The 24,928-nt window shown below is 66.4% G+C and carries 19 protein-coding genes; 8 read left to right on the top strand and 11 right to left on the bottom strand.

What is annotated here, in order from left to right:
* Nucleotides 1-84: 84 nt before the first annotated feature.
* The 10 genes from HZB53_15685 to HZB53_15640 form a co-directional block, all read right to left on the bottom strand.
* Nucleotides 85-1,224 carry a hypothetical protein gene (locus tag HZB53_15685; protein MBI5879088.1) on the bottom strand — a complete coding sequence of 380 codons (1,140 nt, stop codon included), beginning with the start codon at nucleotides 1,222-1,224 and terminating at the stop codon, nucleotides 85-87.
* A gap of 18 nt (nucleotides 1,225-1,242) precedes the next feature.
* Nucleotides 1,243-2,124, bottom strand: a complete 882-nt coding sequence (locus tag HZB53_15680) for a bifunctional 5,10-methylenetetrahydrofolate dehydrogenase/5,10-methenyltetrahydrofolate cyclohydrolase (protein ID MBI5879087.1) — start codon at nucleotides 2,122-2,124, stop codon at nucleotides 1,243-1,245.
* A gap of 392 nt (nucleotides 2,125-2,516) precedes the next feature.
* Nucleotides 2,517-3,416 carry a sporulation protein gene (locus HZB53_15675; protein MBI5879086.1) on the bottom strand — a complete coding sequence of 300 codons (900 nt, stop codon included), beginning with the start codon at nucleotides 3,414-3,416 and terminating at the stop codon, nucleotides 2,517-2,519.
* Nucleotides 3,417-3,470: 54 nt separating this feature from the next.
* Nucleotides 3,471-4,889, bottom strand: a complete 1,419-nt coding sequence (locus HZB53_15670) for an amidase (GenBank protein ID MBI5879085.1) — start codon at nucleotides 4,887-4,889, stop codon at nucleotides 3,471-3,473.
* A 75-nt stretch (nucleotides 4,890-4,964) separates the two neighbouring features.
* Nucleotides 4,965-5,921: a GNAT family N-acetyltransferase gene (locus HZB53_15665; protein MBI5879084.1), complete on the bottom strand. Its 957-nt coding sequence runs from the start codon at nucleotides 5,919-5,921 to the stop codon at nucleotides 4,965-4,967.
* A gap of 56 nt (nucleotides 5,922-5,977) precedes the next feature.
* Nucleotides 5,978-6,523: a hypothetical protein gene (locus tag HZB53_15660; GenBank protein ID MBI5879083.1), complete on the bottom strand. Its 546-nt coding sequence runs from the start codon at nucleotides 6,521-6,523 to the stop codon at nucleotides 5,978-5,980.
* Between the two features lies 1 nt (nucleotide 6,524).
* The gene (locus tag HZB53_15655; GenBank protein MBI5879082.1) at nucleotides 6,525-6,854 is read right to left on the bottom strand and encodes a hypothetical protein; all 330 of its coding nucleotides are present in this window, start codon (nucleotides 6,852-6,854) and stop codon (nucleotides 6,525-6,527) included.
* A gap of 152 nt (nucleotides 6,855-7,006) precedes the next feature.
* Nucleotides 7,007-8,701 (bottom strand): formate--tetrahydrofolate ligase, encoded by a 1,695-nt coding sequence (locus HZB53_15650; GenBank protein ID MBI5879081.1) that lies wholly within the window; start codon nucleotides 8,699-8,701, stop codon nucleotides 7,007-7,009.
* Nucleotides 8,702-9,219: 518 nt separating this feature from the next.
* Nucleotides 9,220-10,731, bottom strand: a complete 1,512-nt coding sequence (locus HZB53_15645) for an FGGY-family carbohydrate kinase (protein MBI5879080.1) — start codon at nucleotides 10,729-10,731, stop codon at nucleotides 9,220-9,222.
* Nucleotide 10,732: 1 nt separating this feature from the next.
* Nucleotides 10,733-11,545 (bottom strand): BtpA/SgcQ family protein, encoded by an 813-nt coding sequence (locus HZB53_15640; protein MBI5879079.1) that lies wholly within the window; start codon nucleotides 11,543-11,545, stop codon nucleotides 10,733-10,735.
* 356 nt (nucleotides 11,546-11,901) lie between these two features.
* On the opposite strand from HZB53_15640, the gene HZB53_15635 reads away from it, so the two are divergent.
* Genes HZB53_15635 through HZB53_15620 form a run of 4 tightly spaced genes read left to right on the top strand, consistent with a single transcriptional unit; the run spans nucleotide 11,902 to nucleotide 17,142 of the window.
* Entirely contained in the window at nucleotides 11,902-12,522 is a 621-nt protein-coding gene (locus HZB53_15635; GenBank protein ID MBI5879078.1) for a helix-turn-helix transcriptional regulator, read from the top strand.
* 41 nt (nucleotides 12,523-12,563) lie between these two features.
* Entirely contained in the window at nucleotides 12,564-13,304 is a 741-nt protein-coding gene (locus HZB53_15630; GenBank protein ID MBI5879077.1) for an ABC transporter ATP-binding protein, read from the top strand.
* A gap of 14 nt (nucleotides 13,305-13,318) precedes the next feature.
* A complete protein-coding gene (locus HZB53_15625; protein ID MBI5879076.1) occupies nucleotides 13,319-14,554 on the top strand; it encodes an efflux RND transporter periplasmic adaptor subunit in 1,236 nt (411 codons plus the stop codon).
* A gap of 14 nt (nucleotides 14,555-14,568) precedes the next feature.
* Complete coding sequence (locus tag HZB53_15620) at nucleotides 14,569-17,142, top strand: ABC transporter permease (protein MBI5879075.1); 2,574 nt, start codon at nucleotides 14,569-14,571, stop codon at nucleotides 17,140-17,142.
* Between the two features lie 83 nt (nucleotides 17,143-17,225).
* Here the strand turns inward: HZB53_15620 and HZB53_15615 are convergent, their stop codons facing one another.
* A complete protein-coding gene (locus tag HZB53_15615) occupies nucleotides 17,226-18,359 on the bottom strand; it encodes an aminopeptidase P family protein (GenBank protein ID MBI5879074.1) in 1,134 nt (377 codons plus the stop codon).
* Nucleotides 18,360-18,579: 220 nt separating this feature from the next.
* On the opposite strand from HZB53_15615, the gene ppc reads away from it, so the two are divergent.
* From ppc to HZB53_15595, 4 genes are all read left to right on the top strand, one after another.
* The gene (gene ppc / locus HZB53_15610; GenBank protein ID MBI5879073.1) at nucleotides 18,580-21,321 is read left to right on the top strand and encodes a phosphoenolpyruvate carboxylase; all 2,742 of its coding nucleotides are present in this window, start codon (nucleotides 18,580-18,582) and stop codon (nucleotides 21,319-21,321) included.
* A 188-nt stretch (nucleotides 21,322-21,509) separates the two neighbouring features.
* Nucleotides 21,510-22,952, top strand: a complete 1,443-nt coding sequence (locus HZB53_15605) for a hypothetical protein (GenBank protein MBI5879072.1) — start codon at nucleotides 21,510-21,512, stop codon at nucleotides 22,950-22,952.
* Nucleotides 22,953-23,027: 75 nt separating this feature from the next.
* A complete protein-coding gene (locus HZB53_15600) occupies nucleotides 23,028-23,936 on the top strand; it encodes a sugar ABC transporter permease (protein MBI5879071.1) in 909 nt (302 codons plus the stop codon).
* 43 nt (nucleotides 23,937-23,979) lie between these two features.
* A complete protein-coding gene (locus HZB53_15595) occupies nucleotides 23,980-24,915 on the top strand; it encodes a carbohydrate ABC transporter permease (GenBank protein MBI5879070.1) in 936 nt (311 codons plus the stop codon).
* Nucleotides 24,916-24,928: the final 13 nt, after the last annotated feature.

Raw genomic sequence — 24,928 nt, 5'->3', positions numbered from 1 at the left:
TGGCGGGCCGATTTCGTTGTGAGCGGCACGTTCCGGGTAGTGGGCCGATCTATCCGCTTATCCGCTATCCATCCGTTGACAGACTCACGACCGCCGCGCGTCGGTCCCCGGCGGCGGGTAGTCCTTCCAGGCCGCCTCGGTCAACAGGTAAAGCCCGCCGCAGACGAGTGAGTGCCCGCCGAGCACCACCGGCACGGGCGCTTCCATCGCGGCGCGGGTGAACTCGCGCAGCCACTCGTCGCGGATCGCGTCGGGGCGGAAGAGGTCGGCGTTGAAACGGTCGTGCGCGCTCGGCTTCAGTCGCCGGTGCGCCAGCAGCACGCGCGTATCGATCAGCGCGCCGGTGCACAACTCGGACAGCAACTCGAACGCGTGCTGCGAGCCGTGCGCATCGAACAGGAAACCGAGCAGCGAGCGCGCCTCGCCGCGCGCCTCGCGCCCGCTGGCGACCAGGCCGCGCTCCTCGGAGACGAGCCGCGTGCGGCAGGCGACGTTCTTCTCGAAATACAGCCAGATCTCGCCGGAGACGCGCCCGAACACCAGCAACTCCGGTTCGTGCCGCGTCAACTGCGGCAGCAGCCGCTCGACCGGCGCGCGGTTGAGCGGGGCATCGGCGACGAACGCGCGCGCGTGCGCGCCGAGCCCGTGGCTGTACGCCAGCAGCACCACGTCGGTGGGCGTGTCGATGTCGAACTGCGTGCCGACCGTGCGCGGCAGCGGTTGGTGCGGCAACCCGCGTTCCGTGCGCAACAGGAACGCGAGGTTGTTGTCGTTTTCCTGCGGCGGCAGGCCGAGCGCCGCTTCGCCGGGCGTGAAGGCGACGAAGTCCGACGAGAAGATGTTGTTGGGGATCACGATTTGATCGGCGGCGCGCAGGCGCTCGACGATGCCGCGCATCTCCGCGGCCGTCAGCAGCGCGCCCGCGCCGCCGCCCAGGTAGAACGGGCGCTGCACGTCATGGTCGCGGATGAGCTGCTCGAAGCGCGCGCCGAAGGAGAACGACTCCAGCGCGCGGTCGTAGTCCGCGATCACGTCATACGGCTTGAGCGTCTCGACCAGCGCGGGCGAGTCGGTCGCGATGATGATGCGCCCGATACCCGGCGTCTGGCGCGCCAGCGCGACGACGTCGGCGGTCACGGCGTGGCGCGAATCGGTGACAAGCCGCTCGACCTCGTCGCGCACGCCGCCCGCCGAAAAAACGATCAGTGTAACGTCTTGATCCATCGTCGCCTGCCGTGCCGGTTACGCGCCCACGCTCCGCTTGGCCGCCGTCAGCGTGTTCTGCATCAACATCGCGATCGTCATCGGGCCGACGCCGCCCGGCACCGGCGTGATCGCGCCGGCCACTTCCTTGACCGCGTCGAAATCCACGTCGCCGACCAGCCGCTTGCCGGATTTCTTCGTCGCGTCGGGGATCTCGTTGATGCCGACGTCGATGACGACCGCGCCCGGCTTGACCATAGCGGCCGTGACAAAGCGCGTCTTGCCAATCGCGACGACGAGGATGTCGGCCTCGCGCGTGACCGCGCCGATGTCCTTCGTGCGCGAGTGGCAGACCGTCAGCGTCGCGTTGCGGCCGAGCAGCAGCAGCGAGACCGGCAGTCCGACGATGTTGCTGCGGCCGAGCACGACCGCGTGCGCGCCCTCGATGCGGGTGCCGGTGCGGTCGAGCAGTTCGATCACGCCGGCCGGCGTGCACGGCGCGAACGTCGGCGTGCGGTTCTTCATGCCCAGGTTGCCGATGTTGACCGGGTTGAAGCCGTCCACGTCCTTGGCCAGCGGCACCTCGCGCAGCACCGCTTCCTCGCTGATCTGGTTCGGCAGCGGCAGCTGCACGAGGATGCCGTGCACCGCCGGGTCGGCGCCTAGCCGGCGCACGAGGTCGACGACCTCGGCCTGCGTGGCGGTCGCCGGCAGTTCATGCCCGAACGAGGTCAGTCCCAGATCGGCGCAGGTCTTGCGCTTCATGCGCACATAGGCGTGCGAGCCCGGATTGTCGCCCACCAGCACGGTCGCCAGCCCGGCGACGAGACCGTGCTTCTCCTTCAACTCTGCCGCTTCGGCCTTGACCTTGTTGCGGATATCCTCGGCAATCTTGGTGCCGTCGATGATTGTGGCTGTCATAGCGTCTCCATGAAACAGGTTGACTGGTACTGATTCAAGCTGTTCATGCCCTGCTCTTGTCATGCCGAGCGCGCAGGCCAGACTTGCGGCCTGGCACACGCTTCACGCGCGAGGCATCGAGACTACAGCACTTCAGATGTTTCGCGCACGCGACGCGCTCATTGGACAATGGTCTTGCCTTCGCGCTTCATCCTGTGCCCGCGCCGCAGGCGCGGAGCGGGGCAAAGCCCCGCTGCACAGGACATACATGACAGTTTAGGACATGATTAAGTTGAGTATACAACTCGCTTCCACGAACCGTCGCGAATCCGAAGACGAGATTCAGTTCGTGTTTCTTCGTGTCATTTCGTGGAAAGAGATTAGCGCCGATTCGCGTTATTCGCGGATTTGCTTTAGCGCCGCGCCGGGTAAACCAGCACCGGCTCCTCGACGCGCGTATCGGAGCGCAGGGTGCGCGAAAGCACGCCCTTGAGCACCCAGGTGATCGAGCCGTTCGGCGTGTTTGCGCTCGCCGGGGCGACCGCGGGCACCGCGACGCTGAACGGAAACACGATCGGCTGCCCGGCCTGAAACTTCGTGCCGCCGGCCAGCTTGACCTTCGCAATACCTTCGTGCGTGTTGCCCTTTTCGCGCGGCACGTTCTCCAGGCAGACCAGTTCGACGCGCACTTCCGAGGCGTCGAAGTTCTTCGCCGGGCGCACGCTGAACTGCCCGCTGATCGTCTCGCCGGGCACAAACTCGTGGCCGGGCAGCGCCAGCGACAGCGCCGCCTCATTCGGCTCGTTCGATGCGCCGAACTCGCCGGGGGCGCGGTTGGTGCCTAGCGCCAGCGTCACCACGGTCAGCATCGCCTCCGTGTTCACGTCGGAGGCCAGCCGCCGGTCGAGCGTCGCCTTGACCACCCAGCGCGACTTCAGGATCGCTCCGCCGGTCAGCGAGGGCAGCGCCTGCGGCGGGATCGCCACGCTGTAGTCGAACGTCTGGCGCACGTTCTTCGGCAGCGGCCCCTCGCGCGCGAAGACTACGCGCTGGACCTCGGCCTCGGATTTGCCCCACACCTTCACGATCTCGCGGCTGTGATCGCCGTCGGAATCGGTGGTCGCGCGCTCGTCGCGGTACTGGTAGTCTTCGATGTACACCAGCGCGACGCGACCTTCCTGCACCTTGAATTCGCCCTGCGTCTCGACGACGATCTGCGCGCGCACGGTCTCGCCGGGCAAGTACGCCTGGTTGGCCGCGCGGTCGAGCGTGACCGTCATCGTCGCTTTGGCGCCCTTCAGAAAATCGAACATGGTACGCTCCTTGCGTAACGGACGGGTCAGAGACCCGTCCCTACGCTGAACGGATCAAGCGGCCACGACTGGCCGCTGCTTCCCGAAGCCGGTCGCCTGCTCGAAGGCGTGTGCAAGTTGCAGCACACCCATCTCGTTCTGGTGCCGGCCCACGATCTGCACGCCGACCGGCAATCCTTCCGGGGTGAAACCGCACGGCACCGAGATCGCCGGGTGCCCGGTCACGGTGATGTAGTACGCCGACTTCATCCAGTCGATGTACGTCTCCATCTTGACGCCCGCGATCTCGGTCGGATACGGCGTCTTGACGTCAAACGGCGGCACCTGATTGACCGGGCAGATGACGAACTCGTACTGCGTCATGAAGGCGCGCATGCGCTGGTACAGCGCGGTATGCTTCTGCTCGGCAGCGCCGATCTGCGGGCCGGTCAGCTTGAGGCCCTCCTCGGTGTTCCAGATGACCGTCTCCTTGATCTGGTCGCGGTGCGTCTTGATCAGGTCGCCGTAGGCCAGCGCGAAGTTCGCCGCGCGCAGGACCTTGAAGATCTCGTCGGCGTCGTGCAGGTCGGGGTCGGCCGCCTCGACGGCGCAGCCCAGGTCGGCGAAGACGTGCCGCTGCGCCTCCAGCGCGGCCGTCACGCGCGGATCGACCGGCAGGCCGCCGAGCGTCGGGCTCCAGGCGATGCGCACGCCCTTGAAGTCGCGCGCCAGCGATTGCATGAACGTGCTGCTCGGCTCCATGATCGCGATCGGCGAGCGCGGGTCGGGGCCGGCCAGCACCGACAGCAGCAGCGCCACGTCCTGCACGGTGCGCGCCATCGGCCCCTTGACCGGCAGGGTCGCCCAGCCGTTGCGCGACGGCCAGACCGGCACGCGGCCGGGCGCGGTGCGGAAGCCGACCACGTTGTTGAAGTTGGCCGGGTTGCGCAGCGAGCCGCCCGTGTCGCTGCCATCGGCGATCGGCAGCATACCGCACGCCAGCGCGACCGCCGCGCCGCCGCTGGAGCCGCCGCAGGTCTTCGTCGTGTCGTACGGGTTGAGCGTCGCGCCGAAGACCGGGTTGAACGTCTGCGAGCCGGCGCCGAACTCCGGCGTGTTGGTCTTGCCGATCGTGATCGCGCCCGCGCCGCGCATGCGCTCGATGATCAGCGCGTCAAAGTCCGGCACAAAGTCTTTGTAGATCGGCGAGCCGTAGGTGGTGCGGATGCCTTTCGTCTCCACCAGGTCCTTGTGCGCGATCGGCAGGCCGTGCAGCGGGCCGAGCGGCTCGCCGCGCGCCTGCTGCTCGTCGGCGGCGCGCGCGCCGTCCATGGCGCGCTCCGGCAAGAAGGTCACGATCGCGTTGACCTTCGGATTCACGCGGTCGATCTGCGCCAGATGCGCCTCCATCACCTCGCGCGCAGAGACCTCTTTGCGCCGGATGCGTGCGGCGAGTTCCGTGGCGGTCAGCCAGTTGAGTTCCGTGGATGGCATGATAGTTGCTCCTATTCGGGAATCAGTGAACGGTGAACAGTCAACAGTGGACAGTCACCGTTTACTGTTCACTGTTCACTGCCCACTGTTCACTGCCTTCAGCATCCGCGCATACCCCGGCAGCGGCTGGAAGCCGAGCGCGCGGTTGATCGCCAGAATCGGCGTGTTCTGCGAGTCGTTGTGCGTGCGCGTGTGCGCCGCGCCGATTGAGCGCGACCAGCGGATGCCGAGCAGTTTGAGCGCCAGCGCGATGCGCCGCTCGCGATAGGCGCGCAGCACACCAGTGTGCTGGGTGTAGGTCGAGTTCGTCTCCGCGTAGTACGAGATGACCGTCTGCCCGACCCAGGTATCGCCGTCGGCGGCCAGCCAGACGCCGTCCGGCCGGAAGAAGCTGGTCTGGTAGCCGAGCCGGTCCATATCCTCGAACGTCATGTTGATCGGCTCGCGGCCCGGAATGTCCTGCGCGCAGGCGTGGCTGAGCGCGAACAGGCGGCGGCGGTTCGCTTCCGTGTTGCCCGCCTCGGCTAGGGCAAAAAAGCGGATGCCGCCCGCCTGCGCTGCCTCGACCACGCCGACGAACGGGCGCTCGTCGAACGCCGCCAGGTCAAGCCGCGATTCGAAGATGCGGCGGTCGACCGTGAAACCGCGCCGCGCGGCGAACGCCTGCCAGGCCGGGTCAATGTCGCTGACCTCGCTCTCCAGCCGCGTGGCGCCGTGCGCGACGGCGAAGTGCTCCGCCTCGGCCAGCAGGCGCGCGCCGACGCCCCGCCGCTGCGCCGCGCGGTCAACATGCACATCGACGTAGTAATTGCCCGGGAGCATGAACGGCACGCGCTCGCACAGGCTGTAGCCAGCCACCGCGCCGCGCTCGTCGATCGCGCACAGCCGCTCGCGCACCGTGCCGGGCGGCAGTTGCCACTCCCACTCAGTCAGTTGCGCCGCCGTGATCGGCCGCGTCGAGCTTTGGCTGGCAATCGCCGCGAGGCGCTCGAAATCGTCCGGCACGGCAACGGGGCGAAAGGTGATGGGCATCATTTTGGCAGGGGCAGGGCTTGCCCCTGCCCACGAGCGACCACGCAGGGTCGCCCCTACATTCCCGTCGGCCACTCCAACACAAACTGCCGCTGTTCGGGCGTATCCGGCGATGACATCTCGCCGCACAGCGCGTTGCGGCGCAGGCGCATCACTTCGCGCAGCGCCGCCGCGCCGGGCATCCCGTGTCGCGCCAAGCGGCAGCCCACGACGGTGCCGGTGCGACCGATGCCGCCCCAGCAGTGCAAGTACACCGTATCACCGCCGGCCAGCGCTGAGTCGAGCTGGTCAAGGATGCACCGCATCTCGTCAAGCGACGGCGCCTGGTAATCGCGCATGGGCAGTCGCTCGTGACGCACGGCCAATCCGTGCGCGGCGGCTGCCGCCTCGATGAGGTACAGATATGGGTCGCGCTCCAGCGCTTCGGTCAGATCCAGGAACGTGCGCACGCCCGCCGCAAGCAACCGCTCAATCCGCTCGACCGACAGCGGCGTGTTATGGCGCGCGGCCGGGTACGCGCCCGCCAGCAAGCCGGGCTGCACCCAGTATGCCGACAGCACCGGCGCGACGGGAAACGCGAGCGCATGATCGGGAGCGATCATCTCATTTCGCTCCGAGCGAATAGCCGACCACCGCGCCGCTCTGCGGGTCGATGAACGCGCGGTCGCCCATATAGCAGCACGCCAGATATATCACAATCACCTCGCCACCCTGGTACGTCGCCTTGCCGATCTCGCGAATCGCCAGCGTTTCAGGCGTCCCCGGCGAGATGTCGAGCTTGTTGTCGACGACGTAGTTGCAGATCTTGAGCAGATAGCCGCCCGGGTCATCCGCGCGCGCCACGCATTTGGGCGCGCCCGCAAACGGGCCGCACGCGGCGAGCAGGACGCTGAGGACGGGAACCCACCAGAAGCGGCGAATCAGGTGGCGCATGAGGAATACTCATAACAACGTGACATGCCGCCATTATAGCAGAGCACGCGGCGGCACGCCGGGCAGCAATAAGACAACACCAAGACACAAAGGCACCAAGAATAACAAGCCTGGTTTCCTTTGTGTCTTGGTGACTTGGTGTTGAAGGTGGTTTAGAAGATGCCGACGATCTTGCCGTTGGCGTCGATATCGACCTTTTGGAACGCCGGCTCGCTCGGCAGGCCGGGCATCGTCATCATCTCGCCGCACAGCGGGTACAGGAACCCGGCGCCGACCGAGGCGCGGATGTCGCGGATCGGCAGCTTGAAGCCTTTCGGCGCGCCCTTCAGATTCGGGTCGTGCGAGAGCGACAGGTGCGTCTTGGCCATGCAGATCGGCAGCTTGTCGAAGCCGAGCTCGTTGTACAGCTTGATCTTCTTCTCGGCGTCGGGCTGGTACTCCACGCCGCTCGCGCCGTAGATCTTCGTCGCGATGATCTCGATCTTGTCCTTGATCGGCAGGTCGAGCGGGTACAGGTAGTTGAATTGCGACGGCTTGTCGGCGGCCTTGACGACCGCCTCGGCCAGCTCCTTGCCACCCGCGCCGCCGTTGGCGTGCACGTCCGACATGTACGCGCCCTCGGCGCCCGCGTCGCGCGCGACCTTCTCGACGAACGCGATCTCGCGGTCGCTGTCTCCAGTGAATTGATTGACCGCGACCACGCACGGCACGCCGAACAGCCGCGCGTTCTCGATCTGCTTCTGCAGGTTCGTGATGCCCTTCTCGAGCGCGGGCAGGTTCTCCGCCGCGATCTCCTTCGGCAGCGCCTTGCCGGCCACCACCCGCCCCGCGCCGCCGTGCATCTTCAGCGCCCGCAAGGTCGCGACCACGACCACCACGCTCGGCACCAGGCCGGAATAGCGACACTTGATGTCCATGAACTTTTCCATGCCCATGTCCGCGCCGAAGCCCGACTCGGTCACGACGTAGTCGGCCAGCTTGAGCGCGATCTGGTCGGAGATGATCGAGTTGTTGCCGTGCGCGATGTTGGCGAACGGGCCGCAGTGCACGAAGGCGAGGTTGCCTTCCAGCGTCTGCAGGATGTTCGGCATCAGCGCGTCTTTCAACAGCACGGTCATCGCGCCGGCGACCTTGAGGTCCTCGGCGGTCACGGCCTTGCCCTTGCTGGTCGTGCCGATCACGATACGGCCGAGCCGCTGGCGCAGGTCTTGCAGGCTGGTCGAGAGCGCCAGCACCGCCATGACCTCCGACGCCACGGCGATATCGTAGCCTGACTCGCGCGGGCGGCCGTTCGCCTTGCCGCCCAGCCCGACGATCACGCTGCGCAGGGCGCGGTCGTTCAGGTCGACCACGCGGTTCCAGGTGATGCCGTGCGTGTCGATCTCGAGCGCGTTGCCGTGGTAGATATGGTTGTCGATCGCCGCGGCCAGCAGGTTGTGCGCGATTGAGACGGCGTGAATGTCGCCGGTCAGGTGCAGGTTGAACTCCTCCATCGGCACGACCTGCGAGTATCCGCCGCCGGCCGCGCCGCCCTTGATGCCGAACGTGGGGCCCATCGACGGCTGGCGGATGCAGGTGGCGACCTTCTTGCCGATATGGTGCAGCGCCTGCGAGAGGCCGATTGTCGTGACCGTCTTGCCCTCGCCGAGCGGCGTCGGCGTGATCGCCGTCACGTCGATGTATTTGCCCTGCGGGCGGTCGCCGAGCCGCTTGAGCACGTCGAGGTGCACCTTGGCCTTGTACGGGCCGTACATGTCGAGGTCGCACTCGGTCAGCCCGTACGGGCGGGCGATATCGAGCACCGGTTTGAGCGTTGCGGCTTGCGCAATTTCGAGATCGGAAAGCATACCATCACCTCTGTGGATGTTCCGCGCGCGCTCCAGCGAAGCAGCGGGGGTGGGCGCGGCGGGAAATTAAAAAGCGCCCGCGGCACGCAGAGCGTGAGGGGCGCCATTCATACTCGGTTGCAGGGTAGACATCGTTTCAAGCACATCGGCAGATTTCAAGTCGATTGTAGCACCCCCGATGCCGGGTGTCAACGAGAATTTTCCTGGTTTCCGTATGCGAGCGATTGCCGGAGACGAAACCGGTTGTCATGCATGTCCTGTGCAGCGCGGCGTACGCCATGCTCCGTGCTGAAAGCGCGGGCACAGGATGAAGCGCGAATGCGCTGCGCATGACGTTCGCGATATTGCTCGTAGGGGCGACCCTTGCGGTCGCCCGGTGCTGGGCCGGGGCAAGCCCGGCCCCTACAACAAACGTCATGCAGCGCCGCACGCCCAGTGCGGGCATGGGCCTTCTCAGCATGACAACCCAGGACATGAAGCGAATGAATCAGTTTGATTTATCGGGAATCTGTCCGATCTCAAGTCGCGGACGCGCCCTGCGCGGTGATACGGACGAGCGCGGGATATGTGTCCCTCAGTTTCTCGTAGATCTCGCGGTAGAGCGGGAACAGCACGCGATAGCGTTCGTGGTTCCGCATGTTCGGCTGCGTCACGCTGCTGACCTCGATGCACCGCTCGATGTCGCCCCAGTCGGCGAACACGCCGACGCCCTTGCCGGCCACGAACGCGGCGCCCAGCGACGAGCCGGGATGATGCGCGATCGCTTCGAGCGGCAGGCCCAGCACGTCGGAGGTGATCTGCCGCCAGAGCGCCGAATGCGCCCCGCCGTTCGTCAGCCGCCCGCGCGCGGGTCGGTAATTGTGCTCCGCCAGCACGTCCATGTGATGCTGGAACCCGAACGAGATGCCTTCGAGCACGGCGCGGAAGACGTGCGCGCGCGTGTGCGACAGCGTCAGGCCGACCAGTGTGCCGCGCGCCAGCGGGTCGTTGAGCGGCGTCTTCTCACCGAGAAAGTACGGCAGGAGTATCAGCCCGTCGGCACCGGCCGGAAGCGATGCGGCCTCGGCGTCCAACTGCGCGTAATCGGCGCCCGGCGCGAACGTGTCGCGGAACCAGCGGATGAGGCTGCCGCTGGAGGCCATGCAGCCATTGAGAATGAACTTGCCGGGGATGACGTGGTAATCCAGGTACAGCCGGGGGTCGGTCTCGGCGTGGTCGAGCGTGAACAGCACATCGCCCGAGCCGCCCAGCTTGACCAGCAGATCGCCCTGCTGACGCAGGCCAGCCGAAAATGCCGAGGCGACGTGGTCGGCGCTGCCGGTCACCACCGGCGTGCCTTCCGCCAGCCCGGTGGCGCGGGCCGCGTCGCGGGTCACCGTTCCAATCACATCGGCCGGCCAGTGGACGTCGCCCAGCCACGCGCGCTCGATGCCGGCCAGCCGCAGCAGGCGGTCGCCCCAGTCCTCTTTGTGCAGGTCAAACAGTCCGCTTTCCAGCGCCCAGTTGCGCTCGACCGTGTATATCCCGGTCAGGCGGCTGGTGATGTACTCGTACGAGCCCATCAGTCGCGCCGCGCGGCGCATCACGTCCGGCTCGTGCTTGCGCAGCCAGGCCAGCTTAGGGCCGATGCTCTGCTGGGTGATCGGGCTGCCGGTGCGCGCCAGGATATCGGCTTCGTCGGTCTGCCGCCGCTGCGCCGCGATCTCGTCGACCGCGCGCGCATCGCTCTGCATGATCGCCGGCCGCAGCACCGCGCCGCCCGCGTCGAGCAACACCAGCGCGGGGACCATCCCGCAGGCGCCGATCGCGGCGACGTCGGTGGGCTTGACCCCGGCCTGGCTCAGCACCACGGGTACCAGCATGCACACATTGTCCCACCACTGTGCCGGGTCTTCTTCGGCCCAGGTGCTCTGCGGCGCGGTGAGCGCCGACGGCCGCGATGTCTCGGCGACGATGCGGCCGCCGTCGTTGACCAGAATCATCTTGGTCGCGGTCGTGCCGACGTCGATCCCGAGCAGATAGGCCGGCACGCTAACCCCGGACTTCCTTCACGGCGGCGACGAACTTTGCGACGCGCGCGGCGTCAACCGGGTTCCAGGTGTAGCCGTCCACCTTCAGATACGAGCCGACAATCACACCGTCGGCGACCGTGAGGAACTCGCGGATGTTTTCGGCCTTCGCGCCGGTGTTGAGCAGGACCGGCACGCTGTCGCCAACGGCCGCCTTGGCCTCGCGCAGCCAGGAGATATCCGGCTCGCTGCCGGCCATCGGACCGGAGACCAGAATGGCATCGGCCAGCGACGAGACGACGGCGCTGCGCGCGCGCTGCCCGATGCTGCGCGTGCCAAGCGGCGAGGCGAACTCCGGCGTGACGTTGTAGAAGACGCGCACGTCGTCGGCGTCGATGTTGTGGCGGTAGCGCAGCATCGTCGCGGCGTCGGGCTGCCACAACCCCATGTCACTCTCGTATACGCCTGTAAACACCTCGCGGACGAAACTGGCGCCGGTTGCCTTGGCCACGGCCAGTGGCGCTTTGGCGTCCCACAAAAAGTCGACGCCAAACGGTCGGCCGCGCGGGGCGAGCTCGGTGATGACGCGCGTCATCACCGCCACGGCCTCAAAGTCGGCGTGCAGGGCGTACGGACGGTCGCCCTCGTTGCAGAACAGAATGCCATCGACGCCGCCCGCGACCAGTTTGTCAATATCGTCGCGCATGCTCTTGAGCATGCCATCGACGCCCAGTCGGGGATTGTAGAGCGGCGTCCCCGGCAGCGGCGGGAAGTGCGCCATGGCGATGATCGGTTTGGCGACGGGGAACAACTGGTTCAAGAGTGTGGTGGTCATAGTGGTAGTAGGGAAATTAGAACCGCAGGCATATGCAGCGTGTCTTGAAGCGGTTTTTCAGAATTACTGGACTACTCGCGCGCCTGTCTCACTCGTGTAGGGGCAGGTCTTTGTTCCGTCGGCGGACAGGTCAGAGACCTGTCCCTACATCCTGCGTGGCGCAATACTTTGAGGTGTCGAATGATTCTGCTATCCGTTGCAGGGTCGGCATAATCGACTCCGAAGCATTGACCAGTATAGAGACTTCTCCAGTGAGATACAAAACAGGTCATTGACAAAACTAGTAACTCGTGATATATATTTATCGTAATCTAGTAACTTGTAGCCTATTTGCCAATTACCGAGGAGATTTCGCGTTGTCTGTTCGTCACGCCGTCCTTGGTCTGCTTGCTGGGCGGCCGCGCCACGGGTACGAACTGCGCGCCGCCTTCGAGGCGGTCGTCGGCAAAGAGAACTGGGACGTCAAACCAGCGCAGATCTACACCACGCTCGGGCGCATGGAGAAGCTCGGCCTCGTGGCCGAGCAGTCAGTCGAACAGGACGGCGGGCCTGAGAAGCGCATCTACGCGATCACGCCGGCCGGGTACGAGGCGTTGCGCGAGTGGTTCGACGCCAGCGTCGCGCCAGAGCACCAGCGTGACGAGTTCTATATTAAATTGATGCTCGGGCTGGTCACCGGCGCGGCCGACCCGAGCCAGTTGATCAATGCGCAGCGCGGACATTTGTATCGTCAACTGCACGCGATCACCGCGCAGCGCACACGCGTCGATCCAGCCGCCGAGTTGGCGCGGCTGATGCTGTTGGAAAAAGCGGCGATGCACCTCGAAGCCGATCTGCGCTGGCTCGATCTGGCCGAAGCGCGCCTGGACGAGATCCGGCAGCAGCCGCTGCCCGAGCCGGATGTAAAGCCGCGCGGGCGGCCCAGGAAGCAGATTACAAACGCCAAACCCGCGATAACGGCGCCCCACAGGCGCTGACGTTTAGAGTAAGTACGGAACCATAACCACCGGAGGCCAGTGTGCCACTGATTCAGACTGAGAACTTGACCAAGATATACGGCAAGGATGAGGCGCAGGTCATCGCGCTCGACCACGTGAGCATTAGCGTGGAAGGCGGCGAGTTCGTCGCTGTCATGGGGCCAAGCGGCTGCGGCAAGTCGACGCTGCTGCACCTGCTCGGCGGACTCGACCGCCCGAGCGAGGGCCATGTCAACATCGATGGCAGTTCGCTGTCGTCGATGTCCGACGACGCGCTAACCGCGCTGCGGCGGCGCAAGATCGGTTTCGTCTTTCAGTTCTTCAACCTGATCCCGATCCTCGATGCGGTGGACAACGCATCCCTGCCGCTGCTGCTCGATGGCAAGTCGCCCGCGGAGTCGAAGCAGAAGGCGGCCGAGTGGCTGACCAAGGTCGGCCTCGGCGCGCGGCTGGCCAACCGGCCAGACCAGTTGTCAGCCGGGCAACAGCAGCGCGTGGCGATTGCGCGCGCGCTGATCACCGACCCCAAACTGGTGCTAGCTGATGAGCCGACCGGCAACCTGGATACGCGCTCCGCCGACGAGATCGCCGGGCTGCTGCAGCAGGTCGCCAAGGAGTGGGGCCGCGCCGTGCTGATGGTCACGCACGACCCGCGCATCGCCGCCTACGCCGACCGGATCATCTTCCTGAAAGATGGCAAGCTGGTGAACGACACGCACCTGACCACCCCGCAGGCCGGGCGGCAGGAAATGATCGCCGGCGAGATGAAGGCGAACGCGTAACGGAGAGGTGAGCCATGCGAACACGCACATTAGTTGGCGCACTGCTCGGCCTCGGGCTGATGCTGGCTGTTGCCGCGTGTACCGACACGCAGGCGGTGCCGGTCAAGCCGACGCCGACTGCCGCCGCGCAGGTTGGCGGCCGGCCGGTCGGTGACCGGGTCATCGTGGAAGGGCGCGTAGTGCCGGTCCGTCGCGCCGATCTGGCGCTGAGCACGACCGGCGTCGTGGCCGAGGTGCTGGTCGCCGAGGGTGACAAGGTCAGCGCCGGACAGGCGCTGCTGCGCCTGGAATCAAAGCGGCAGCAGGCCGCCGTTGCCCAGGCTGATGCGGCGTTGGCGCGGGTGATTGGCGCGCGCGCCGGCGCCAACGCCGTGCTGTCCAAAGCACAGGCCGCGCTGGCGCTGCTGAAAGCCGGCCCGCGCGCCGAGGATATTGCCGTGGCGCGCCAGGGTGTGGCCGTGGCGCGTGCCGAACTGGCGCGCGTGCAGAGCACCAGCGATCCGATTGCGCTTGCCAGGGCGAAAGCCGACGTCGAGAAAGCGGCGCGCGCGGTGCAGCAGGCGCAGTTCGCGTACGACCGGGTGAAGGACGCGCCGTTCGGCAACATCGGCCCGGAGGCGCTGCGACTCGAACAGACGACGATCGACTACAATCTGGCGCAGACGGTCTTCGCGCAGTTGTCGCAGGGCCCGCGCGCGACCGACCTCCAAGCGGCGCAGGAGCGCGCGACACAGGCGCAAACGGTTCAGGCGCAGGCCGAGGCCGGCCCGCGCACCGAGCAGATCGCGGCGGCGGACGCCGACGTCGCCGCGGCGTCCGCGGCGCTGAAAAATCTCGACACGGATGCCGCGGCTGCGCAGGCCGCGCTCGACCAGGCGAAGTTCGCCCTCGCCGACACGGAACTGCGCGCGCCATTCGCGGGCAGCGTCGTGACGCTCAACGTGAAGGCGGGCGAGGCGGTGCCGGTGGGCGGCTTTGCCGTGCGCCTGGCCGACCTGTCCGCGTGGCAGATCGAGACGAGCGATCTGACCGAGTTGAACATTGCCAGCGTGCGTGAAGGCGCGCCCGTCGCGCTGACGTTCGATGCGCTGCCCGGCGCGGCGCTGTCCGGCAAGGTGGGCCGCATCCGCGCCTACGGCGAAACGCGCCAGGGCGACATCGTCTACACGGCGATCATCGCACTCGACAAGCCGGACGCGCGCATGCGCTGGAACATGACGGCCAAGGCGGCCATCGAGCCGCAGCCCTAGATCAGGATCCGACTATGCCATTCCAACTTTCGCTCGCCATAAAGTACCTGAGCGGCCGCAAGCTGCGCGCCTTGCTCACGACGCTGTCGATCGTCATCGGCGTCATGGTCATGTTCGGCATGGGCAGCCTGCTGCCGACCGCGCTGGACGCGTTCAAAAAGAGCGCACAGTCCGCCTCCGGCCAGATCGACGTGACCGTGACGCAGAAAACGAAGGGCTCGTTCTCGACCAGCGTCCTGAACCGGGTCAAGAACGTCGAGGGCGTGCGCGCCGCGGCCGGCTCGATTGAGCGGACGATGAACGTCCCGGCGAACTTCTATGGCCGCGATGTGGACGTGCCGTCGCTGATGCTGGTCGGCGTCGACCCGGTTGCCGGGCCCACTGTGCGCGACTACCACATCAGCGAAGGACGCTTCTTCAAGGCGGGCGATTCCGACGTGGTCGTCATCACCGCCAGCCTGGCCGACACGCTGCACCTGAAGCTCGGCGACACGCTGCGTATCCCGGCGATCGACGGCGTGGCGAAGTTGACGATCGTCGGCCTGCTGCCGGGCCGCGCCCTGCTCGGCAACGAAGAGGTGCTGCTGTCGCTGGCCGAGGCGCAGAAACTGCTCGACATGGGCGGCCTGCTCAACACCATCGAAGCCAACCTGGCGACGGGCGACAGCACGCAGCGCGACGCGGCCGTCCAGCGCATCAAGACAGAACTGGGCAGCAACTACCGGTTGAATGCGCTGTCTGACGAGTCGCAGATGTTTGCCAGCATCAGCGCGGCGCAGTCGGTCTTCAATATGCTCGGCGTGCTGACGCTGTTCATGAGCGGGTTCATCATCTTCAACACTTTCCGCACGATCGTGACGGAGCGGCGGCATGATATCGGCATGCTGCGCGCGCTCGGCGCCAGCCGCGGCACGATCATCGGGCTGATCCTGGCGGAAGGCGTGGTGCAGGGCATCGTCGGCACGGCGCTCGGCCTCGTCATGGGCTACCTGTTGGCCTACGGCGGAAGCAACCTGATGTCTCAAATGTACCGCTCGGTACTCAGCATCCAGATCAGCCAGCCCAGCATCGACCCGCTGCTGCTGGCGGTCTCGATCGCGCTCGGCGTCGGCGTCACGATCGTGGCCGGGCTGCTGCCGGCCGTCAGCGCCAGCCGCGTCACGCCGATCGAGGTGCTGCGTCCATCGGCAAGCGAGGCGTTCCAGCGCATCAGTCGCGCGGGCGCCGTGGTCGGCGCGCTGCTGATCGTGGGCGCGCTGGGCGGCCTGTTCAGCGGACAGTTCGCGCTGGTGGCGCTGGGCGGATTGGCCTTCCTGGCCGGATTGGTGCTCGTCGCGCCGGTGCTCGTCAAGCCGTTTGCCAGCGCGTTCAGCGTGCTGTTGGCGCTGGCGTTCGCGCGCTCAGGCACCGGCGGGCTGGCGCAGGGTAACATCACCCGCCAGCCGTCGCGCTCGGCCATCACGGCCAGCGCGACGATGATCGGCCTGGCGATCGTTGTCGGCGCCGGCGGGATGATGTGGAGCATGAACGACAGCCTGCTCGGCATGTTCCAGAAGTCGATGGGCAGCGATTACCTGCTGGTGCCGCCCGCCGTCAGCATCTGGGAGGGCGACATCGGCGCCGGGCAGAGCCTGACCAACAAGCTGCGCTCCGTCTCCGGCGTCGGCACCGTCACGACATTGCGCTACGCGCAATCAGCGATCCCGACCGTCAGCGTCAAGGGCGGCAGCGGCGAATCCCAGATTACGGTGCTCGGCATCGACCCGCCGACCTACCGCGAAATCTCCGGCATGGACTTCCAGAAGGGCAACGCCAACGAGGCGTACACCGCGCTCGGCAGCACGGAGCGCGTGATGATCATGAACGGCATCCTGGCGGCGACGACCGGCACGAAACCGGGCGACGTGATCATACTGTCCACGCCGCAGGGGCAGAAGGATTATCGCGTGGTCGCGGTCGGCGGCGATGTGCTGATGGCCAAGATCAGCACGGTCTACATTTCGCAAGTGAACTTGAAGGCCGATTTCAACAAGAGCGAGGATGTCTTCGTCCAGCTCAACCTGGCGCAGGGCGCGGACGCAGCAGCGGTCGAGTCGCGCCTGCGCACGATCGTGTCCGACTACCCGCAGTTCCGCTTCATCGCCACGCGGCAGTACCTCGACGAGTTCAGCAAGCAGTTCGACGCGGTCTTCGCCGGCGTCTACCTGATGCTGGCCGTCCTGTCGCTGCCGTCGCTGATCGCGATCCTGAACACGCTGGTGATCGGCGTAATCGAGCGCACACGCGAGATCGGCATGCTGCGCGCCATCGGCGCGGCGCGGCGGCAGGTCTGGAATATGATCGTGGCCGAAGCGCTGCTGCTCTCGGCGATCGGCACGGCGCTCGGCCTGCTGGGCGGGCTGTACCTGAGCTACGTGCTGGTGCAGGGCATCGGCGCGGCCGGCATCTTCCGCATGGAGTACTCGTTCCCGCTGGCGGGCGTGCTGGCGGCAACGGCCGCCGGGCTGATCTTTGGCGTGCTGGCCGCGTTGCTCCCGGCGCGCCAGGCCTCGCGCATGGAGATCATCAAGGCGCTGCGATACGAGTAACGACAGTCAACCGTGAACAGTGAACAGTGAACAGTTGGAAATCTCGACTGTTCACTGTTCACTGTTTACTGCTCACGATTCACTTACCCCGCTCTCACTATGCCGGTGAAGCCGGGTGTCAGCAGGTCGGCGCCGTTCGGCGTGACGAGCAGGACATCGCAGTGCGAGTAGCCGCCGAAGCCGGGCGCGGTCAGGCTCGGCTCGATCGCGACGACCATGTTCGTCGCCAGCACGGCTTTCGACGTGCCGCCGATGCGCGGCGGCTCGTGGATCGTCAAACCCAGGCCGTGCCCGATGTTGTTGCGCCAGTATGACAGCAGGTCGCGCTTCGCGTACACCGCGCGCACGGCCGCCATCATATCCGGCACGCGCGCGCCGTCGCGCAGCAGATTGAAACAGGCGTCCTGCGCCTCGCGGAAGCCGTCCTGCAGGCGCGTGAGCAGCGCGGGCGGCTCGCCCAGACAGAACGTGCGCACGATGTCGGCGGTGTAGCCTTCGACGGCCGGTCCGAACGCGATGCGCAGCGGCTGGCTCGCCTCGACCTTGCGCGGCAGGGCCGGCGAGTGCGCCGCGCCCATCTTCGCGCCGAACGAGACGAGCGTCGGGTAGCCGAAGCCGTCCGCGCCGCCGAGCCGCGCTTCGGACTCTAGCCGCACGGCGAGCTCCAGTTCGGTGACAGGCCCGGCGTTCAGCATGTCGCGCGCGGTTTCGATGCCGCGCACGGCCAGCGCATTCGCCCGGCGCATCCAGCCGATCTCATCCGGCCCCTTAAGCTCCTTCAATCCCTCGATCGCACTGTTCAGCGGCACGATCTCAACGCCGGGCGCAGCGGCCTTCACCTCGTCCAGATCGGTCAGCTTCAGCGAGTCCACGCCGAGGCGGCGCACGCCGGCCATGTGCGGTGCGAGCGCGGCAGAAGGTGTCGCCGCGACATCGGGCAGCGGCTCGGTGCCGTGATAGGCGACGGTCGTTACCCAGGGCGGCGACCAGACGCGCTGCTGGATCAGCAGCCGGTCGATGCTCGACACGATCAGCGCCGGCTCGGCCGGGCGATCCATGCGCACGATCACGCCGCTGAAACGGGTGTAGAGCATGGTGCGGAAACCGCTGAAGAAGTAGATGTTCTCGGGCGCGGTGCAGAGCACCGCATCGACCGACGCGGCGACCTGCGCGGCCAGCGCCTGCGCGCGGCGTTGGCCTTCGACGGGGTTCAGCATGGGGTAGCTCCTTGTGGCGTAGGTTAGCGGCGTGATTGTAGTCCCGACTGGTGATGACAGTCAACCGTGAACGGTGAAAAGTGAACGGTCGTGCCCTTCGACAGGCTCAGGGCGCCGCGACGGTTCACCGCTAACTGTTCACGGTTGACGGTTCACCGTTCACTATTCTTCGTGGTAACATAGCATCCGCGAGATCAAGACCAGGGAGGGTCCGCGCTGCATGCTCGATCTTTCGGCATCCATCCACCTGCTCGGCGAACTGCTCGGGCAGGTGCTGAGCGAACAGGAATCGCCCGCGCTCTTTGAGGCGGAGGAAGGGATACGTGCGCTGGCGAAGGCGCGGCGCGACGCGGAACTGCGCGGCGACGAAACCGGGCAGCGCGCGGCGCACGAGCGGCTAGCGGCTGCCGTGCGAGCGCTCGACGTCGATGCCGCGCGCGCCGTGGCGTCAGCATTCGCGCTGTACTTTGATCTGGTGAACCTGGCCGAGGAAGCGCAGCGCGTGCATTCGCTCGAAACACGCGAGCGCGAGCGGTACCCCGCGCCCGCATCGGAATCGCTGGCCGAGACGATCGCTGCGCTCAAGGCGCGTGGAACCAGCGCGGAGCAGATCGCCGCGCTCGTTGAGCGGCTGCAGATCGAACTGGTGTTGACGGCGCACCCGACCGAGGCCAAGCGGCGCACGATCCTCTCCAAGCTGCAGCGCATCGGCGGTATCCTGCGCGACCTGTACCGCGCCGAGCCCGCCCCGCGCGAGCGTGCCGCGCAGCAGAACGCTTTGCACGCCGAGATCACCGAGTTGTGGCTGACCGACCGCGCGCGCACCAACCGCCCGGCCGTGACCGACGAGGCGCGCACCGGGCTCTACTTTGTGGATAACGTGTTCTGGCAAGCGCTGCCGCGCATGCACGACGACCTGGCACGCGCGCTGGCGGAACATTATCCGGGCGTGCCGCCGCCCGCGCGCTGGCTCACACTCGCCTCATGGATCGGCGGCGACCGCGACGGCAACCCGAACGTCACCACGCACGTCACCGCCGAAACGCTGCGCCTGCATCGCGGGCTGGCCGTCGAGCGGCATCGCCGCGCGCTGCAGGAGCTGTCGCGCCGTCTCAGCATGAACGTGCGCCGGGTGCCGCCGCCGCCCGCCGTGCAGTCGTGGCTGTCGAACCGCCGGCCGCTGCCCCCGCATGCCGCCTTCCTTGAAGCGCGCTACGTCAACGAGCCGTACCGTCTGGTGCTGGCGCTGCTGGCCAACGATCTCGCCGATGCGTCGCACGATGATATGCCGGCGCGCCTGCATGACGACCGCCCGCACCGCGCGCGCATCAGTGACGACGACCTGCGACACACACTGGACGCCATCGCGACCGCGCTACCGCCCGCGCTGCACGATCCCGATCTACAACTGCTGCGCCAGCAACTCGCGATCTTCGGACTGCATGCCGCGCGGCTCGACATCCGCGAAGAGTCGAGCCGTCTGACGGCCGCGCTGGCGGAGATCCTGCGCGCGCTGAACCTGGATATGCAGTTTGACGCCGCCGACGGCGACACGCGCACCCGGCGGCTGACCGGCTGGCTGGCCGTGCCGCCGCCCGCCGGCCTCGCGCCGCGACTCGGCGTCACCAGCGCGACCGTGGAGACCTGGGCGTTGTTCCGCCTGATCCAGCGCGCGCGCGACGTGTATGGCCGCGATATGTTCGGCCCGTTCATCATCTCGATGACGCACAGCGCCGCCGACATACTGACGGTGCTGCTGCTGGCGCAGTGGGCCGGCTGCGCGGACGGACTGCGCATCGTGCCACTGTTCGAGACGCTGGCCGACCTGGAAGCGGCCCCGCGCATTCTATCCGACCTGTTCGCGCTCGACGCGTACCGCGCCCACCTCGCGGCGTGCGACAACGAGCAGGTCATCATGATCGGCTACTCGGACAGCAACAAAGATGGCGGCTACCTGGCCGCCAATTGGGCGCTCTACGAGGCGCAAGCGCAGATCGCGTGCGTGTGCCGGCTCCATGGCGTCAAGTTCACGCTGTTCCACGGGCGCGGCGGCACGGCGGCGCGCGGCGGCGGCCCGGCCAACCGCGCCATCCGCGCGCAGCCGCCCGGCACGGTCGATGGCCGCCTGCGCATGACCGAGCAGGGCGAAACGATCTCCGCGCGCTATGCCAATGCGGAGCTCGCGCACCGGCACCTGGAGCAGATCACGAGCGCGGTGCTGCTGGCCAGCGCCGGAGACGGCGCGCCGCCGGACGATGGCTGGCGCGCTGCGATGGCCGGCATGGCCGCCACCGCGCGCGATACGTATCGCGCACTGGTGTTCGAGACGCCGGAGTTCCTGGCGTTCTGGCGGCAGGCCACGCCGCTCGACGAGATCAGCCGCCTGCGCATCGGCTCGCGGCCGGTGGCGCGCCGCGCGGGCGAGTTGCAGGTCGCGCAGATTCGCGCGATCCCGTGGGTGTTCTCATGGATGCAGAGCCGCTTCAACCTGCCGGGCTGGTACGGGCTGGGGACGGCGCTGCAGGCGCACACGGACGACGGCGGACTGCCGGCGCTGCACGACATGTACGACCGCTGGCTGTTCTTCCGCGCGCTGATCGACAATGCCGAGATGTCGCTGCTGAAAGCCGACATGGGTATTGCCGCGCTGTACACCGCGCTGGCGCCGGACGCCGGGGCCGCCGCCCGCACGCTGGAGCGCATTCGCGCGGAGTATGACCGCGCGCGGCAAGCGGTGCTGGCCGTCAGCCGCCACGCGGAGTTGATGCAGGACGAGCCGGTCGTGCAGCGCTCGGTGCACCTGCGCAACCCGTACGTCGATCCACTGAATTACATTCAGGTCGAGATGCTGCGCCGCCTACGTGCGCTGGCGGATCCCGAAAGCCCGGAAGCCGACGCGATTCGCGAGGTGATCGTGCTGACGATCAACGGCGTGGCCGCCGGGCTGCGCAATACCGGTTGATGCGACCCGCATGCCGCCGCGCCGGTTGCGCGGAAGCCGGAACGGCCCTGTCTCTGGCACAGCATCCGTGCCGCGCGGCGGCCGGGCCATTGGCGATTGACACGCCCAATTCGGGGATGCTATAATCGCGCTATGATGCACAGGCATCATAAGCGAATGCCCACGTTGTACCAGTGAAAGGAGGAGGTTTGAAACACACGTACTCTCTATTGTTGGCCGTGCTGGCGACTCTGGTGATGGTGGCCGCCTGCGCGCCGGGCGCCACCCCAACGCCAACGGCCGCGCCTGCCGCCACGCCGACCAAAGCCGCGGCTGCGCCCACCACGGCGGCGCCGGCCGCCGCGACGACGGCCCCGGCCGCGCCGACCACGGCGCCGACGGCCGCTCCCAAGGCGAAGGTGACCTTGAAGTTCGTCACCCAGAACGACGACACGCAGTTGGCCGCGTTCAAGGAAATTCTCGCCGAGTTCCAGAAGAGCGAGAACGGCAAGTGGTCGTATGTCGACATCGCGTTTGACGCGGCGCCGTTCGTCGAATTGTTCCCGAAGATCCTGACGAATGTGGCCGTGGGCGCCGAGATGGACCTGGTGTTTGCGGACGGCCCGGTCATGAAGCACTACGCGTTCAACCGCGTGCTCACGCCGCTGGGCAAGTACTTCAGCGACGCCGAGAAAAAGCAGTGGGCGCCGCAGTCGCTGGAGGAAGGCTCGTTCCGCGGCGAACTGTACGGCCCGCCGATCATGCAGTCCTGCTCGATGTTGATGTACAACCAGGACATGATCGACGCAGCCGGCATCAAGCCGCCGACCGCTCTGGCCGATTCCTGGACGTTCGAGCAGGCGCTGCCGAACTGGCAGAAGGCGACCAAGGACACCAATGGCGACGGCGTCCCGGATCAGTGGGGCGTGCGCCTCGGCCAGGGCACTGCGTACAGCGATTACGAGACCGGCATCTGGCGCCGCTCGGCCGGCGCGCCGGGCAGCAACGCCTACAAGGGCATTGCCGACGACGGCGTGACGTTGAAAGGTTACCTCGACGATCCTGACTCGATCAAGGCGATGCAGTTCTGGCAGGACCTGACCCAGAAGTACAAGGTCACGCCGGTCGAGGCAATCCCGCAGATCTTCGAGACGAAGAAGGCCGCGTTCATGATCACGCCCGACAACCGCATCGGCGTGCTGAACCGCCTTTATCCGAACGCCGCCGACTTCAAGTGGGGCGTGACGGGCATCCCGTACTTCAAGACGCAGATGTGCCATACCGGTTCGTGGCACTACGGCATTGCCGCGACGACGAAGCGGTTCGAGGAAGTGTTGGCGTTTGTACGCTTCGCGTCGAGCGACACCGGCGCGCGCATCTGGTATAAATACCTGCGCCAGCTGCCGGCCAACGTTGCGATCCTGAGCGAAACGGCCGAGTACAAGGCTGGCGGCCGCCAGTCGCTCTGGGCCGAGGGCTTCACAAAGGCTGGCGTCCCGCGCATCCAGACGCCGGGCTACCAGGAGTACTCTGCGGCCTTCCTGGAAATGGCGACCGACATCTCGACGGGCGCCAATGTCCAGCAGGCGATGCAGACCGCGGTCAAGCGCGCCGAAACGGCGATTGCCCGCTACAAGGGTTGGAACAAGTAGTCTGACGTGCGCGGGGCGCGCGCGCGCGCGCCCCGCGCACCTGTTCACAAGGCCCGCCTTATGACGAGTCCCTCCATGGCTCTGCCTCTCCCGACCGCGCAATCGGCCTCCAGCCGCAAACGGCGCAACTACATCATCGCCTTCCTTTTTGTTGCGCCGGCGCTGCTGAACTTTGTCGTCTTCCGCTATTTTCCCATCGTTTCGGCGGTGTGGGTCAGCCTGTGGGATTACAGTCTGCTGGGCGGGTTTCAGGATTTTCGCGGGCTCGACAACTATGTGCAGGCGCTGAACGACGATGTGTTCCTGAACTCGATGTTTGTGACCGGCTTGTACGCCGTCGTCAAGGTCCCGCTGCAGATCCTGTGCGCGCTGGCGCTGGCGCTACTGGTGCAGCGCGAAAGCCGGCTGATGGGGGTCGTGCGCTCGGCCATCTTTACGCCGGTCGTCACCTCGATGATGGTCGTCGCCATTGTCTGGGCGATGATGCTGCACTTCCAGAACGGGCCGGTGAACGGCCTGATCGCGACGCTCGGCCTGCCGCGGCTCGGCTTCCTGTCGGACAAGAACCTGGCGCTGGGGACCGTCATCTTCGTGACGATCTGGAAGGATGTCGGCTTCAGCATGATCATCCTGCTGGCCGGCATGAAAGGCATTCCGGACGTGTACTACGAAGCGGCGAAGATTGACGGCGCCACCCAATGGCAGATGTTCTGGCAGATCACGATCCCGCTGCTGATGCGGGTCATGCTGTTCGTGGTCGTTACGCAGACCGTCAATGCATTCCAGGTCTTCATCCCGGTCTACGCGATGACGCGTGGCGGCCCGCAGGACGCCACGAAGGTCGTCAACTATCTGATCTACCAGCAGGCATTCACCTATCAGAACATGGGCTACGCCAGCACCATGTCGGTTATCGTGCTGGCCGTGATTCTCGTGGTCAGCCTCGTCCTGATGCGCGTCCTGCGCTCGGACGTCGAATATTAGCCCTGCCGCGCACCGTCGGCAATTTCCGGGAGCTCGTGTAACTATGGCACTCACCCAACCGGTAAACGTCGTCCCGCCTGTCGTGCTCGCGCCGCGTGCGCGGCCGCTGTCGGTGCAGTTGCTGGGCCTGGCGGGGCAAGCGGTGCAGATGGGCTTCCTTGTGCTCATCGTTATCGTGTTCGCCACGCCGTTCGTGTGGATGATCCTCGGCAGCCTGCGGCCGCCGGCCGAGATCTTTGCGTACATCTACCCGCTGTCGATCAACACCTTCGTGCCGGTGAAGTGGACGTTTCAGGCGTACCTGGATGTGCTCGGCCTCTCGCCGGAAGGGCAGTCAGCCGGGCTGGACTTCGCGCGCTACACATTCAACACTGTCTTTGTGTCGGCGTCCGTCGTCGCCTGCTCGCTGGTGTTCAACACGGGCGCGGCCTACTTCTTCTCGCGGCTGGACTTCCCGCATAAAGAAGTGATCTTCGTCTTCGTCGTTGCGACGATGCTGATCCCCTGGGAAGCGACGATCGTGCCGCTCTACCTGGTGGTGCGGATGCTGCATATCGAGAACTCGTATGCCGCGCTGATCGTGCCGTGGTATGCCAGCCCGTTCATCATTTTCGCCATGCGGCAGTTCTTCTCCGAGATTCCGCGCGATCTCGACGAGGCGGCGATCATGGACGGCGCGTCGCTGTTGCAGGTCCTGCGGCATGTGATCATCCCCAACGCGATCCCCGGCCTGATCACGATGGCGCTGCTGGAGTTCCAGTTCATCTGGAACCAGTTCTTCTGGCCGCTGGTCGCCGCGACCTCCAAAGATCTGATGGTCTTGCAGGTGGCGATCCAGTCGCAGACAAACCAGACGCTGACCTACTGGGACCGCACGTTCGCGGGCTCAGTCATCGCGACGGTGCCGGTCGTGCTGTTGTTCTTGCGCCTGCAGTCGTACTACGTCAAGGGTGTGGTCATGAGCGGCCTCAAGGGCTAGTATTCAGTCAACG

This window comes from Chloroflexota bacterium (genome assembly GCA_016235055.1).
Classification (GTDB): Bacteria; Chloroflexota; Anaerolineae; order JACRMK01; family JACRMK01; genus JACRMK01.
This window is presented reverse-complemented; position numbering and strand designations above follow the sequence as displayed.

What these genes read in the sequence shown, in the direction of transcription:
- HZB53_15655 (MBI5879082.1), bottom strand. Translation starts at nt 6,854, where the DNA reads ATGCGCCACCTGATTCGCCGCTTCTGGTGGGTTCCCGTCCTCAGCGTC.
- HZB53_15625 (MBI5879076.1), top strand. Translation starts at nt 13,319, where the DNA reads ATGCGAACACGCACATTAGTTGGCGCACTGCTCGGCCTCGGGCTGATG.
- HZB53_15640 (MBI5879079.1), bottom strand. Translation starts at nt 11,545, where the DNA reads ATGACCACCACACTCTTGAACCAGTTGTTCCCCGTCGCCAAACCGATC.
- HZB53_15670 (MBI5879085.1), bottom strand. Translation starts at nt 4,889, where the DNA reads ATGCCATCCACGGAACTCAACTGGCTGACCGCCACGGAACTCGCCGCA.
- HZB53_15685 (MBI5879088.1), bottom strand. Translation starts at nt 1,224, where the DNA reads ATGGATCAAGACGTTACACTGATCGTTTTTTCGGCGGGCGGCGTGCGC.
- HZB53_15650 (MBI5879081.1), bottom strand. Translation starts at nt 8,701, where the DNA reads ATGCTTTCCGATCTCGAAATTGCGCAAGCCGCAACGCTCAAACCGGTG.
- HZB53_15665 (MBI5879084.1), bottom strand. Translation starts at nt 5,921, where the DNA reads ATGCCCATCACCTTTCGCCCCGTTGCCGTGCCGGACGATTTCGAGCGC.
- HZB53_15595 (MBI5879070.1), top strand. Translation starts at nt 23,980, where the DNA reads ATGGCACTCACCCAACCGGTAAACGTCGTCCCGCCTGTCGTGCTCGCG.
- HZB53_15680 (MBI5879087.1), bottom strand. Translation starts at nt 2,124, where the DNA reads ATGACAGCCACAATCATCGACGGCACCAAGATTGCCGAGGATATCCGC.
- HZB53_15615 (MBI5879074.1), bottom strand. Translation starts at nt 18,359, where the DNA reads ATGCTGAACCCCGTCGAAGGCCAACGCCGCGCGCAGGCGCTGGCCGCG.
- HZB53_15620 (MBI5879075.1), top strand. Translation starts at nt 14,569, where the DNA reads ATGCCATTCCAACTTTCGCTCGCCATAAAGTACCTGAGCGGCCGCAAG.
- ppc (MBI5879073.1), top strand. Translation starts at nt 18,580, where the DNA reads ATGCTCGATCTTTCGGCATCCATCCACCTGCTCGGCGAACTGCTCGGG.
- HZB53_15600 (MBI5879071.1), top strand. Translation starts at nt 23,028, where the DNA reads ATGGCTCTGCCTCTCCCGACCGCGCAATCGGCCTCCAGCCGCAAACGG.
- HZB53_15675 (MBI5879086.1), bottom strand. Translation starts at nt 3,416, where the DNA reads ATGTTCGATTTTCTGAAGGGCGCCAAAGCGACGATGACGGTCACGCTC.
- HZB53_15660 (MBI5879083.1), bottom strand. Translation starts at nt 6,523, where the DNA reads ATGATCGCTCCCGATCATGCGCTCGCGTTTCCCGTCGCGCCGGTGCTG.